The organism is Nitratireductor pacificus pht-3B (assembly GCF_000300335.1).
Lineage (GTDB): Bacteria > Pseudomonadota > Alphaproteobacteria > Rhizobiales > Rhizobiaceae > Nitratireductor > Nitratireductor pacificus.
This window is the reverse complement of the sequence record NZ_AMRM01000004.1, coordinates 81019-93813: the sequence shown is the minus strand read 5'-3', so window position 1 is coordinate 93813 and position 12795 is coordinate 81019. Positions and strand designations below refer to the sequence as shown.

Sequence of the window (12795 nt, the reverse complement as noted above, 5' to 3'; positions counted from 1 at the left end):
AAGACGATTATAGAAGACGCATGGAAAAGCCCAAGAGCAAAATCGCCGCGCCACGCCGCAGGCCGGCCCGTCCGGCCAAGTGGAAAACGGCCTATACGCCGGAGGAAATTCACGAGATCTTCCGCCGTTTTTCGGTGCAGCGGCCGGAACCGCGCGGCGAGCTGGAACATGTCAACGCCTTCACGCTGCTCGTCGCCGTGGTGCTTTCGGCGCAGGCGACCGATGCCGGCGTCAACAAGGCGACGCGCGCCCTGTTCAAGATTGCCGACACGCCGGAGAAGATGCTGGCGCTCGGCGAGGCGGAGGTGGGCAACCACATCCGCACCATCGGCCTGTGGCGCAACAAGGCGAAGAACGTCATCGCACTCAGCGAGGCGCTGATCCACGATCACGGATCGGAGGTGCCCGGCAACCGCGAGGCGCTGGTGACCCTGCCGGGCGTCGGCCGCAAGACGGCCAATGTGGTGCTCAACATGGCCTTCGGCCAGCCGACCATGGCGGTGGACACGCATATTCTGCGCATCGGCAACCGGCTGGGACTGGCGCCGGGCAAGACGCCGGAGCAGGTGGAGGACACGCTCGTCCACATCATCCCGCCGGAGTTCATGCGCCATGCGCATCACTGGCTGATCCTGCACGGCCGCTATGTCTGCAAGGCGCGCAAGCCGGACTGCCCGGCCTGCGTCATCGCCGATATCTGCAAGTCGGCGGAGAAGACCAGCGAGATGCCCGCGCCGCTGGTCGAGATTGTCGAGGCCGCACAGTAGCGGCGGCGCCTTGTTTGCCCAGGGTCAGCGCGGCGCCGTTTCCCCGTCCTTCTGCGAAATCATCTTGTGCAGATGCACCATCATCGCCGCCGCGAACAGCGGCGTCAGCAGGTTGAGCAGCGGCACGGCCAAGAAACCGGCGATCACCAGCCCCGCCAGGAAGATCGTGCCGGCATGGCGCCGGCGCAGCGCCTTGGCCTCCATCTCCGGGCGGAAGCGCATGGCCGCGAACTCGAAGAACTCGCGGCCGAGCAGATAGCCGTTGACCAGAAAGAAGGCGAGGATGTTGACGCCCGGTACCAGCAACAGGAAAAGCGCGACGATGTTGCCCAGAATGACCACCCCGAAGAATTTCAGCGACATGGCGATGGCCGGAAGCAGGGGCAAGGGCTTGCCGGGCGGATCGTCCGGATAATCCTCCTTCTCGACCACCGCCGCCACGTCGTCGAGGAAAAGGCCGGCGATGACGGCGGTCACTGGGCCGATCAGCAGGGCAAGGCCGACGGCGAGGCCGAGGCCGGCGGCGATGGCCGCCACGAAGCTCAGCCAGCCCACCCAGGACGGGAGATCCGGGAAGAACGCGTCGAGCCATGGCAGGGCGAAATATTCGAACACTTCCTTGAAGCCGAACCAGACGCCGGCCAGCACCAGCAGGGTCAGGCCCAGCGTCTTGAAGAAGACGGCGCGGAACTCGCGCGAGAAGAGGCGGCTCATGGCCGCGCGGGCGGCGTCAAGGATCATGCGGTCGTTCTGCCCTTATCTGCGGCATCGTTGCCGTCTCGACATAGGAAGCAGCGGCGGCATGCGCAACCCGGCGCTGCGACGCTGAATGCTTGCAAATCCCGCCCAAACCGCTAAACCGCGCCAGACCGAACGAAAATCCTCCCCGAACATCCGACCCTGCATATCTGGAGACCCGATCTTGAGCGAATATGACGTGCTGTGCATCGGCAACGCCATTGTCGACATCATCGCCCGCTGCGACGAAGCGTTCCTCGAGGACAACAACATCATCCGCGGCGCGATGAACCTGATCGACGTCGACCGCGCCACGCTGCTTTACGAGCGCATGGGGCAGGCCATCGAGGCCTCCGGCGGCAGCGCCGGTAACACGGCGGCGGGCATCGCCAGCTTCGGCGGCAGGGCCGCCTATTTCGGCAAGGTCAGCAATGACACGCTCGGCGGCATCTTCACGCACGACATCCGGGCACAAGGCGTCGCCTTCGACACCCGGCCGCTCGACGGCAATCCGCCCACGGCACGGTCGATGATCTTCGTCACGCCGGACGGCGAGCGTTCGATGAACACCTATCTCGGCGCTTGCGTCGAGCTGGGGCCGGAGGACGTCGAGGAGGAGAAGGCCAAAGGGGCCAAGGTCTCCTATTTCGAGGGCTATCTGTGGGATCCGCCGCGCGCCAAGGAGGCTATCCGCATGACGGCGGATGCCGCGCACGCCGCAGGGCGCGAAGTGGCGATGTCGCTCTCCGACCCGTTCTGCGTCGACCGCTACCGCGACGAGTTCCTCGAACTGCTGCGCTCGGGCCGCGTCAACATCGTCTTCGCCAACGAACACGAACTGCTGTCGCTCTACCAGACATCCTCGTTCGAGAGCGCGCTTGACGCCATCCGGAAGGATTGCCGCCTGGCCGCCGTGACCCGCTCGGAGCGCGGCTCCATCGTCGTCAGGGGCGAGGAAACCGTCCCGGTGGACGCGATCACGATCGACGAGGTGGTCGATACGACCGGCGCGGGCGATCTCTATGCGGCAGGGTTCCTCTATGGCTACACCAGCGGGCGCAGCCTTGCCGATTGCGGACGGCTCGGCTCCCTTGCCGCCGGTCTCGTCATCCAGCAGATCGGCCCTCGCCCGCAGAAGAACCTGCGCTACGAAGCCGAGCAGGCGGGCCTGCTATAATTCTTCCGGCGGACGTCCCGGTCGCGATCTGTAGCGCGGGAAGGTCCAGCCGAACTTCAGCGCCCCGCCACGCACAAGGAACGCGGCCGCAATGGAGATCAGCGCGGCCAGCGTCCCATCAAGGCCGGAAATGTCGGCGACGGTGAAGACCCCGGCGCCGACCAGCGCCGCCGTCACATAGACTTCCGGACGCAACAGCACCGAGGGTTCGCCGGTCAGGACATCGCGCAGCACGCCGCCGAACGTCGCCGTCAGCATGCCCGTCACCAGCGCGATGGTCGCGGAGCCGGTGGCGGCAAGCCCCTTTGCCGCTCCCAGCACCGAATAGGCCGAAAGCCCGGCAGCATCGAGCCACAGGAGCAGCCGGTAGCGGTATTCCACCAGCGGTGCGGCGAAATAGACGATGATCGCCACCGCCGCGCAGACGATGATGTAGGTGGGGTTCCAGATCCAGAAGACGGGTGCATCCAGCACCAGGTCGCGCAGCGTGCCGCCGCCCATGCCGGTGATGCCGGCCAAGAAGATGAAGCCGATGATATCGAGTTCCTTGCGCGAGGCGGCGAGCGCACCCGTCGCCGCGAACACGGCCACGCCGGCATAGTCGAGAAGCTGGATCGGGTTCATCGGGTCCTCCGGCATTCTGGATAGCCGAAGGGTGCCGGTATGGGAAGCGGGGCCGCATTGCGCGCCCCGCATCGATGGTCAGGCGTCGCGTTCGGCCTGCGGGTTGGGCGGACCGGGCTCTGCGGTGGCCTCGCCGTTCTTCACGGCCGCCATCTTCGGGCCGCCCTTGGCGACACCGACCATGGCCGGGCGCAGGACGCGCTCGCCGATGACGTAGCCGCGCTGTACCACCTGAACGACGGTGCTCTCGGGCACGCTCGGGTCCGGCACCTCGAACATGGCCTGGTGGAAATGCGGATCGAAGCGCTCGCCCTGCGGGTCGATCTGCTTGACGCCGTGACGCTCGAGCGTCGACAGCATCGAGCGCTCCGTCATCTCGACACCCTCAACCAGCGCGACGAGGCCCGCATCGCCGCTCGCCTGCGCATCGGACGGCACGGCGTCCAGCGCGCGGCGCAGATTATCCGAGACGGTCAGCATGTCGCGCGCGAAGCCGGCGATCGAATAGCTGCGCGCCTCGACCACATCGCGAGCGGTGCGTTTGCGCAGGTTCTCCATCTCGGCGGCGATGCGCAGGGCGCGGTCCTTCAGTTCCTCGTTTTCCTTCGCCAGCCGCAGGAGGACGTCTTCTTCCGAAACGGCCTCGCCGTCACCGGCTGCGGGCATCACGATGTCCTGCTCCTCGGTCGGCTCATTCAGGGGCGCGTCGTTGTCCTTGGCATGATTGGTCATTGCGGTCCGTCTGTGATTTCACGATTGTTCGATGTTTGCGCCCGATATCGAGCTTCGGGGCCGCAAAATCAAGAGGCGAGGCCGACACCGCCCACCGGCTCGGTGCGCGTGCTGGAATCGAAACCGGCGATCAGCGGCCGCGCCTCGGCGATGGCGGCCTGCACGGCGGGAAGCGACAGCGATGCCCGGTGGCTTTCCTCGCGGTCCCAGACCTCGGTGATCCAGATCGCGTCGGCATCCTCCGGATCGCGGGCGATGATGTAGCTGAGGCAGCCGGGCATCGCCTCCGTGCCCTGCGCGAGGATGTCGAGCAGCGCATCGCGTTTGCCCGGCTGGGCGCGCATCTTGCCGATTAGGCCAAACATGGTTCCTCCACTATGAAACGGTCCTCTATCTGAGCAGTCGGCCGACGATCTGGGCGGTGTAGTCGACCATCGGCACAATGCGCGCATAGTTGAGCCGCGTCGGACCGATGACGCCGAGCGCGCCGATGACGCGCGATTCCTGATCGCGGTAGGGTGCCACCACCAGCGACGAGCCGGACAGCGAGAACAGCCGGTTCTCGGAACCGATGAAGATGCGCACGCCCGGCCCTTCCTCGGCCACGTCGAGAAGCTGGATCAGGCCTTCCTTGGTCTCCAGATCCTCGAACAGGCGGCGCAGCAGCTCCAGGTCGGCCTCGGCGGTCAGGTTCTCGAGGAGATTGGCCCGGCCGCGAACGATCAGGCGGGCGGGTTGGCCGCTCTCGGCACCGGCCCAGACGGCCAGCCCCTTCTCGACCAGTTCCTCCGACAGCGTGTCGAGCGCGGCGCGCGTCTCCTCGCGCAGCCGGGCGATCTCGGAGCGCGCCTCGGTCAGCGTGCGGCCGCGGATATGCGCGTTGAGGAAGTTCGACGCCTCGTGCAGTTGCGAGACCGTCACGCCGGCAGGAAGGTCGACGACGCGGTTCTCCACATCGCCATTCTGCGAAACGAGAACGGCTAGCCCCTTGCGTGGCTCGAGCTGGACGAACTCGATATGCTTCAGCGCTGCCTCGGACTTGGCGGCCAGCACGACGCCGGCGCCGCGCGACAGGCCGGAGAGAAGCTGGCTCGCTTCCGTCAGCATGTGGTCGAGCGACTGGCCGCTGCTCGACGCCTTGACTTGGGTGTCGATCATGCGCCGCTCGTCGTCGGAGAGATCGCCGATCTCCATGAAGGCGTCGACGAAGAAGCGCAGCCCCTGCTGGGTCGGCAGGCGGCCGGCCGAGATGTGCGGCGCGTAGATGAGGCCGAGATGCTCCAGGTCGCTCATGACGTTGCGGATCGTCGCCGGTGAAAGCTGGGTCGGCAGGATGCGGGAGAGGTTGCGCGAGCCGAGCGGCTCGCCGTCGCGCAGGTAGGATTCAACGATGAACCGGAAGATCTCGCGGGAGCGGGCGTCCAGCGAGCGCATGGCCTGTTCCTGAAACTCTTTGTCGAAGACGGGCTTCGTCATGGCATACCTCTACCCCGGAATATAAGCGGCGTGCGGGGGAACACAACTCTTCCGGAACCGTTGCGCACACGCTGTTTTTCTTTGCTTTCGGGGTGTGCGAAAGCTACAAGCCGCCAACCATCAAGCGACATCGGAGAGAACCAGCCCATGCGACCATCGAAACGGGAACCGGACGAAATGCGCGCCGTCAGCTTCGAGCGGGGCATTTCCAAGCATGCGGAAGGTTCCTGCCTGGTGCGCTTCGGCGACACGCATGTGCTGTGCACGGCGAGCCTCGAGGAACGCGTTCCGCCATGGCTGCGCAATTCCGGCAAGGGCTGGGTGACGGCGGAATACGGCATGCTGCCGCGCTCGACCGGCGACCGCATGCGCCGCGAGGCCTCCTCCGGCAAGCAGGGCGGCCGCACGCTGGAAATCCAGCGCCTGATCGGCCGCTCGCTGCGCGCGGTGATCGACCTGCAGGCGCTGGGCGAACGGCAGATCACCGTCGACTGCGACGTGATCCAGGCCGATGGCGGCACCCGCACGGCGGCCATTACCGGCGGCTTCATCGCCCTCAGCGACTGTCTGTCGTGGATGGAAGCGCGGCAGATGATCAGCCGCGACAAGGTGCTGAAAGACCATGTGGCGGCCATCTCCTGCGGCATCAGCGGCGGCACCCCGGTACTCGACCTGGACTATGTGGAGGACTCGGCGGCGGAGACCGACGCGAATTTCGTGATGACCGGCAAGGGCGGCATCGTCGAGATCCAGGGCACGGCGGAGAGCGAGCCGTTCTCGGAAGAGGAATTCGCCGCCCTGATGGGACTGGCGCGCAAGGGCATCACGCGCTTGGTGGAACTGCAGAAGCTGGCGATCTCCTGACGCTTTCGCCGGCCGGCGGAATCGCCTAGCTTCGCCAGACGCGGAGCGGATAGCGGCATGACGATGCAACCTTCGGCCCTTCTCGAAGCGGCGCTCTATGTCCGTGACCTGGACGAGGCCGAGCGCTTCTACGGCGGCACGCTCGGCCTGAAGCGCATCGCGAAGGCCGAGGGCCGGCATGTGTTCTTCCAGTGCGGGTCCTGCGTTGTGCTGCTCTTCAACGCCGAGGCCACAAAAACGCCGCCGGAGCCGGGCGCCAATCTGCCCGTGCCGCCGCACGGTGCCCATGGCGAGGGGCATCTGTGCTTCGCTGCGACCGGCGAGGAGATTGCGCGCTGGAGGGCGCATCTGGAGAATGCCGGCATCGCCATCGAGGCCGATTTCGAGTGGCCGAACGGCGGCCGGTCGATCTATTTCCGCGATCCTTCCGGCAACTCGCTGGAATTCGCCGAACCACGCATCTGGGGCCTGACGTCCAGGAACTGACCGGAGACCGAATTGAGACCGATCGACAACAAGACCTTCGTGCTTGCCAGCCACAACAAGGGCAAGCTGCGCGAATTTTCCGACCTGCTCCGCCCGTTCGGCTACGCCGTCCGGTCCGCCGCCGAGCTGGGTCTCGCCGAACCGGAGGAAACCGGCACCACCTTCGAGGAGAACGCCTATATCAAGGCCCATGCCGCCGCCCAGGCGACGGGCCTGCCGGCGCTGTCCGACGATTCCGGCCTGTGCGTCGATGCGCTGGACGGCGCGCCGGGCGTCTACACCGCCGACTGGGCGACCACGGAAGACGGCAGCCGCGACTTCATGATGGCCATGGAGAAGACCGAAGCGCTCCTGCGGGAAAAGGGCGCGAATGCGCCGGAAAGGCGCACCGGCCGCTTCGTCGCCACGCTGTGCCTGTGCTTCCCCGACGGCGAGGCCGAGTATTTCCGCGGCGAGGCGGAAGGCCATCTGGTCTGGCCGCCTCGCGGAACGGACGGGTTCGGCTACGATCCCGTTTTCCAGCCCGAAGGGTTCGACGTGACGTTCGGCGAGATGACGGCGGAAGAGAAACACGGCTGGAAGCCCGGCGACGAGGAAGCGCTGTCGCATCGCGCCCGTGCCTTCCAGAAATTCGCCCGTGCCAGGCTGGGGGTTGCGTGAACGCCGATGGCGACAGGACGCCGGGGTTCGGCGTCTACCTGCATTGGCCGTTCTGCGCAGCCAAGTGCCCCTATTGCGACTTCAACAGCCATGTGCGCCACCAGCCGGTGGACCAGCCGCGCTTCGCCGCCGCCTTCCGGCGCGAGATGGCGACGATGCGCGAACGCACCGGCCCGCGCACGGTGACGAGCATATTCCTCGGCGGCGGCACCCCGTCGCTGATGGAACCCGGCACGGTCGGCGGGCTGCTGGATGCGGTTGCGGAACACTGGGACGTGCCCGACGGGATCGAGGTGACGCTGGAGGCCAATCCCAGCTCGGTCGAGGCGGACCGGTTCCGCGGCTATCGCGCCGCCGGCGTCAACCGGGTGTCGCTCGGCGTTCAGGCGCTGAACGACCGCGACCTGAAGTTTCTCGGACGGCGGCACAACGTGGCGGAGGCGCTGAAGGCGATCGAGCTGGCCCGGTCCACCTTTCCGCGCCTGTCGTTCGACCTGATCTATGCCCGCCCCGGGCAGGACGAGGCGGCATGGGCCGCCGAGCTGGAACAGGCGATCGACCATGCCGCCGACCATCTGTCGCTGTACCAGCTGACCATCGAGGACGGCACCCGCTTCCAGCTCCTGCACGAGGCCGGCAAGTTCGTCATGCCCGATGCCGACCACGCCGCGCGGCTCTACGAGATCACCCATGCGGTGACCGAAGCGCGCGGCCTGCCCGCCTACGAGATTTCGAACCATGCGCGCCCCGGCGCGGAAAGCCGACACAATCTCGTCTACTGGCGGTATGGCGAGTATGTGGGCGTCGGCCCCGGCGCGCACGGACGCTTCGTGCAGGACGGGCGCAGGCACGTCACCTTCACCGAGAAGATGCCGGAAGGCTGGCTCGACCTGGTCGAGGCGAAGGGGCATGGCGTCACGGGCGGCGAGATCCTGACCCGCAGCGAGGAAGCCGACGAACTCCTGCTGATGGGCCTGCGGTTGACCGAGGGGATCGACCTGCCGCGCTATGAAGCGCTGTCGGGCCGGCCGCTGTCAGGACGCCGCATCATGGATCTGCAGGACGAGGGGCTTGTCGAGCCGATCGGCAACACCCACCTGCGCGCCACGGCGCGCGGCATGATCGTGCTCGACGCCGTGGTCGCCGACCTGGCGCGCTGACAACAACGCCTGAGCGTTCACCCGACAACAAGCGCTTCAACTGCCGCCGGCAAACCGCGTCGGCGCCGGATCGATGATCTGCGCTGCGCCGTTCCTCACCTCGTAGACCGCATAGCCCCGTTCGGTCGCTCCGTCGCGCGAGAAGCGGAAGACGCCCGTGTAGCCGGAGAAACCGACGGGATTTTCGATGGCGTTGCGCGGGATGCCGCCGGCGCCCTTGGCAATGTTGGCGACGAGAATCACCGTGTCGTAGGCAAGCGCGGATGTCAGCGACGGCTCCGCGCCGAAGCGCGCCTGGTAGCGCTGCCTGTAGCCGGCGACGCGCCCCTGATCCGTGTCGGCGAACCAGGCCCCCTGCAGGCCGGGATCGCCAAGATTGGCCGTGGTCCACTGGCCGGTTCCCAGCAGCTTCTTCTGCGAAAGGTCGATGCCGGATTCGGTCATGGTGGAGACGATGGTCGCCGGGCTGGTGCCGCCGTCGGGAATGAACACGGCATCCGCCGCGCGGACCGCGTCAGCCACGCTGCCAACCGCTTCATAGACGGAGGCATTGTCATAGGCGTAGCGCGCCACGGCGGTCAGGTCGCCACCGGCCGACAACAGGGTCCGGCGGGCCTCTGCCTCGGCGATGTCGCCGGCCGGCCCGTTGGGCAGGATGGCGACGACGCTGCGCACGCCCTGCCCTGTGGCATAGCGCAGGGTCCTCTCCACGACGCCCTGCGGCAGGAAGGCGTTCAGATAGACGCCAGGGGCAGCCGCGGCACGGTCCGAGGAGAAGGCGATCATCGGGATCCCGGCGGAGGAGAGCGCCGGTGTGGCGGCGCGGACATTCGCCGAGAAGAGCGGCCCCAGGACCGCGGCCGATCCCTCCGCTACCGCCTGCGCGGCGGCGGCACCCGCGCCCTCCTGCGTGCCGGACGTATCCTTGATGACGAGTTCGAGCGCCTCGGGACCGACGTCGCCCATGGCGAGAACCGCCGCGTTCTTCAGTTCGGCGGCGATGCGCGCTGCGTTGCCCTCGCCCGACAGCGGCAGGAGCAACGCGACGCGGGTGGCGCCGGAGCCGACGATCTCGCCTGTCGCGGGCAGGCGCGGTCCGGGCGCGGCGGGCTGTGGCGCGAGCGTCTGCTGGCTATCCGACGCCGGAAGTCCGTAGGGCACATCGCCGCCGACGCAGCCGCCAATGCCAAGAAGCCCCGAAAGCACAGCCGCCAGGGCAACCTTCCGGCGGCCAGCCGAATTCCAAACGCTCATCTGCCGCATCATCCTTAACTTTGCGCGCGACTTTGCAACCGCTATGCCGGCATGTCAAAGAGATGTGCGAACAAGGACGGTCTGGCTTATGGAAAACCCGCGCGGAGAGAAGAGTTTCGTCGTCGGCGCGGCGCGCATCGGTGCCGGCCCGCTGGAACCCGGCCTCTATCTGGTGGCGACGCCCATCGGCAATCTCTCCGACATCACCCTGCGCGCGCTGGAGGTGCTGGCGGCGGCTGATATCCTCGCCTGCGAGGACACACGCACCTCGCGCGTTCTCACCGCCCGCTACGGCATCAGCCGCGCCATGACCGCCTATCACGAGCACAATGCGCGCGAGGCCGGGCCGCGCCTGCTGGCGGCCATCGAGGCAGGGCAGAGCGTTGCACTCATCTCAGATGCCGGCACTCCGCTTGTCTCCGACCCGGGCTACCGCCTGGTGGAGCAGGCGGCGGAAAAGGGTCTCCGCGTGGTCCCCGTGCCCGGTCCGTCGGCCGTGCTGGCGGCGCTCTCCGCCTCGGGCCTGCCGACAGACGCGTTCCTGTTTGCCGGCTTTCTTCCGGTGAAGGACGGCCAGCGGCGCAGGCGCCTCGATACCTACCGGCAGACGCCGGCCACGCTGATCTTCTTCGAATCGCCGCGCCGGCTGACCGAAAGCCTTGCCGCGATGGCGGAGGTTTTGGGCGGGGAACGGCAGGCTTGCGTGGCGCGCGAGATCACCAAGGCGTTCGAGGAGATGCGGCGTGCCACGCTCGCAGACCTGGCCGCGCATTATGCCAAAGCCGGCGCTCCGAAGGGCGAAATCGTCGTCTGCATCGCGCCTCCCGGCGCGCCGGAAGAGGCGAGCGCCGAGGACACCGACCGCCTGCTTCTGTCGCTGGCCGCCGAGATGCCGGCGGCCAAGGCCGCCGGCGAGGCGGCGCGCATGACCGGCGGGCGCAAGTCCGATCTCTACCAGCGCCTGCTCGCGCTGAAAGAGAAGAGCGATGCCGGCTAAGGAGCGGCTCAAGGCCTATCGACGTGGGCATCGCGGCGAATGGCTCGCCGCCCTCGCCCTCATACTCAAGGGCTACCGCATCGTCGCGCGGCGTCACCGAACGAGGCTCGGCGAGATCGACCTGATCGCAAGGCGCGGCGATCTCGTCGCCATCGTCGAGGTGAAGGCAAGGCCGACGCTGGAGCAGGCGATGGAGGCCGTCGGCCTCGCCGCGCAGATCCGCATCGCGCATGCCGCCGACCTTTGGCTTGCCCGCCAGCCGGACTATGCGCGCTTGTCGCTGCGCTTCGACCTGATCGCGGTGCTGCCGCGCCGATGGCCGGTGCATGTGGAGAACGCATTTTCCGGAGGCCGGTAGCCCCTCCGGGTCCTACCGCCGGCTCACCCGCATCGGCAGGCCGCCCTGCGGCTGTGTCGTCAGCTTCTGCACCGGCCACGGTCTGGTCTCCGGCAGCGTGTCGAACCGGTAGCGCCCAAGCAGGACGGCAAGCGCGATCACCGCTTCCTGCATGGCGAACGTGGCGCCGATGCAGACCCGCGGCCCAGCGCCGAAGGGCAGGTACTGATAGCGATCCAGCCGGTCGCGGTTCTCCGGGTGGAAGCGCTCGGGCATGAAGGCTTCCGGGTTCTCCCAGAGCCTGCGGTGGCGATGCACGGTCCAGGGCATGACGAGAACCTGCGCGCCCTTGCGGATGGTGAAATCCCCGTAGCGGTCTTCCGCCAGCGCCTCGCGGTTGATCGACGGCGCCGGCGGGTAGAGCCGCATGGCCTCCTCGAAGGCGGCGCGCGTGAAGGGCATCGCGTCGAGCCATTTCACCGGGTCCGGCTCGCGCGCCAGCACGGCATCGATCTCGGCCTCGATCCGCTCGCGCTCCCACGGCGCTTCGGCAAGACAATAGATGGTCCAGCCCAGCGCGCGGGCCGTCGTCTCATGGCCGGCGCCGATGAAGGTGATCAGATTGTCCTCGATCTCCTGACGCGTGAGGCCGTCAGGTCCCTCGGCGCGCAGGAGCAGGGTGAGGAAATCCTCGGGCACATCGTCGTCGCCCTCCATCCGCCGCCGGCGCATGTCCATGGTCTCGGAGACGATGTTGCGGAAGAAGGCGAGCGAGTTGCGGCCGAGCAGCCGCATGATGCGCGGCAGCCAGTCTGGCGCGCCGAGCAGGTCGAGCGGATCGACGCGGCCCATGGTCTCGAACAGGCGATCAACCTGATGCGCGAAATTGCCGGGATCCCCGGCGATCTCATCTGAAAACAGCGTTTCGGCGAGGATGTCGAAGGTCAGCAGCGTCATGTCGCGCGAGACATCGACCGGTGCGGCCTGCTCCGCGTAGCGGCCGGCGAAGGCTTCCGTCCGCGCTAGCATCGGGACGGCAAAACCGGCGATGTGGCGTGGCGTGAAGACCGGAGCCATGGCCTTGCGCGAGCGGCGCCAGACCTCACCCTCGGCCGTCAGCAGGCCGTCGCGCAGGATCGGCCGCAGGATCTTCTGGCGCACGCGCGCCATCTTGTAGTTCCTGGCATTGTCGACCAGCACGTGGCGGATGAGGCCCGGATCGTTAGCGATGACAAGCGGGCCGCCTATGCCACCCTCGATGGAGATCCACGGCTCGTTGTAGGAAGGCTCGCCCCACAGTTCGAGCGGGTTGCGGTAGACGATCCGCATCATCTGCAGGGTGGAGGGCGGCTTCGTTCGCGGACGCGGCGCAGGCGGTACGAAGGGCGCGGGAATGGTCTCCATCGGACATCCTTTCGCGCTCAATCTAGGGTCTGTCGAACCTTCCTTCAATTCCGGCCTTCAATTCCGGCCTTCAGTTCCGGCAACGTGATCGACGGGAGGGGAACCACCCGGCGGCTGGC

At 67.3% G+C, this 12795-nt stretch carries 15 protein-coding genes; 8 read left to right on the top strand and 7 right to left on the bottom strand.

The genetic code is table 11. The features are described 5' to 3' along the window. Positions 1–20 precede the first annotated feature (20 nt). Positions 21–767, top strand: a complete 747-nt coding sequence (gene nth, locus NA2_RS04705) for an endonuclease III (RefSeq protein WP_008594752.1) — start codon at positions 21–23, stop codon at positions 765–767. Between the two features lie 24 nt (positions 768–791). On the opposite strand, the gene NA2_RS04700 is transcribed toward nth, so the two are convergent. Continuing rightward, the gene (locus tag NA2_RS04700; RefSeq protein ID WP_008594750.1) at positions 792–1508 is read right to left on the bottom strand and encodes a sulfate transporter family protein; all 717 of its coding nucleotides are present in this window, start codon (positions 1506–1508) and stop codon (positions 792–794) included. A gap of 181 nt (positions 1509–1689) precedes the next feature. On the opposite strand from NA2_RS04700, the gene NA2_RS04695 reads away from it, so the two are divergent. Next, positions 1690–2682 carry an adenosine kinase gene (locus NA2_RS04695; RefSeq protein ID WP_008594747.1) on the top strand — a complete coding sequence of 331 codons (993 nt, stop codon included), beginning with the start codon at positions 1690–1692 and terminating at the stop codon, positions 2680–2682. On the opposite strand, the gene NA2_RS04690 is transcribed toward NA2_RS04695, so the two are convergent. The 4 genes from NA2_RS04690 to hrcA all read right to left on the bottom strand — a co-directional run bounded on the left by NA2_RS04690 (position 2677) and on the right by hrcA (position 5514). After that, positions 2677–3306, bottom strand: coding sequence for a trimeric intracellular cation channel family protein (locus NA2_RS04690; protein WP_008594746.1), 630 nt, complete (start codon positions 3304–3306; stop codon positions 2677–2679). The two genes, NA2_RS04695 and NA2_RS04690, sit on opposite strands and share 6 nt — an antisense overlap. A 78-nt stretch (positions 3307–3384) precedes the next feature. Next, positions 3385–4038, bottom strand: a complete 654-nt coding sequence (gene grpE / locus NA2_RS04685; protein ID WP_008594745.1) for a nucleotide exchange factor GrpE — start codon at positions 4036–4038, stop codon at positions 3385–3387. A 68-nt stretch (positions 4039–4106) separates the two neighbouring features. Then, a complete protein-coding gene (locus NA2_RS04680; RefSeq protein ID WP_008594743.1) occupies positions 4107–4403 on the bottom strand; it encodes a putative quinol monooxygenase in 297 nt (98 codons plus the stop codon). Between the two features lie 25 nt (positions 4404–4428). Next, complete coding sequence (gene hrcA / locus NA2_RS04675) at positions 4429–5514, bottom strand: heat-inducible transcriptional repressor HrcA (RefSeq protein WP_008594741.1); 1086 nt, start codon at positions 5512–5514, stop codon at positions 4429–4431. A 147-nt stretch (positions 5515–5661) separates the two neighbouring features. On the opposite strand from hrcA, the gene rph reads away from it, so the two are divergent. The 4 genes from rph (at position 5662) to hemW (ending at position 8684) form a co-directional block, all read left to right on the top strand. Then, a complete protein-coding gene (rph, locus tag NA2_RS04670; RefSeq protein ID WP_008594739.1) occupies positions 5662–6378 on the top strand; it encodes a ribonuclease PH in 717 nt (238 codons plus the stop codon). A gap of 63 nt (positions 6379–6441) precedes the next feature. Continuing rightward, positions 6442–6864, top strand: coding sequence for a VOC family protein (locus tag NA2_RS04665; RefSeq protein WP_040676803.1), 423 nt, complete (start codon positions 6442–6444; stop codon positions 6862–6864). A gap of 12 nt (positions 6865–6876) precedes the next feature. After that, on the top strand, positions 6877–7524 hold the full coding sequence (gene rdgB, locus NA2_RS04660; RefSeq protein WP_008594736.1) for an RdgB/HAM1 family non-canonical purine NTP pyrophosphatase: 648 nt from the start codon (positions 6877–6879) through the stop codon (positions 7522–7524). After that, complete coding sequence (hemW, locus tag NA2_RS04655; RefSeq protein WP_008594734.1) at positions 7521–8684, top strand: radical SAM family heme chaperone HemW; 1164 nt, start codon at positions 7521–7523, stop codon at positions 8682–8684. Before rdgB ends, hemW begins: the two co-directional genes overlap by 4 nt. Positions 8685–8720: 36 nt before the next feature. On the opposite strand, the gene NA2_RS04650 is transcribed toward hemW, so the two are convergent. After that, entirely contained in the window at positions 8721–9938 is a 1218-nt protein-coding gene (locus tag NA2_RS04650) for a penicillin-binding protein activator (RefSeq protein WP_040676801.1), read from the bottom strand. Positions 9939–10026: 88 nt separating this feature from the next. On the opposite strand from NA2_RS04650, the gene rsmI reads away from it, so the two are divergent. Together rsmI and NA2_RS04640 are read left to right on the top strand one after the other, a co-directional pair. Further along, positions 10027–10935, top strand: coding sequence for a 16S rRNA (cytidine(1402)-2'-O)-methyltransferase (rsmI, locus tag NA2_RS04645; protein WP_008594729.1), 909 nt, complete (start codon positions 10027–10029; stop codon positions 10933–10935). Next, positions 10925–11293, top strand: coding sequence for a YraN family protein (locus tag NA2_RS04640; RefSeq protein WP_008594727.1), 369 nt, complete (start codon positions 10925–10927; stop codon positions 11291–11293). The genes rsmI and NA2_RS04640 overlap by 11 nt, the downstream gene beginning before the upstream one ends. Positions 11294–11305: 12 nt before the next feature. Here the strand turns inward: NA2_RS04640 and NA2_RS04635 are convergent, their stop codons facing one another. Next, positions 11306–12676: a cytochrome P450 gene (locus NA2_RS04635; RefSeq protein WP_008594725.1), complete on the bottom strand. Its 1371-nt coding sequence runs from the start codon at positions 12674–12676 to the stop codon at positions 11306–11308. Positions 12677–12795: the final 119 nt, after the last annotated feature.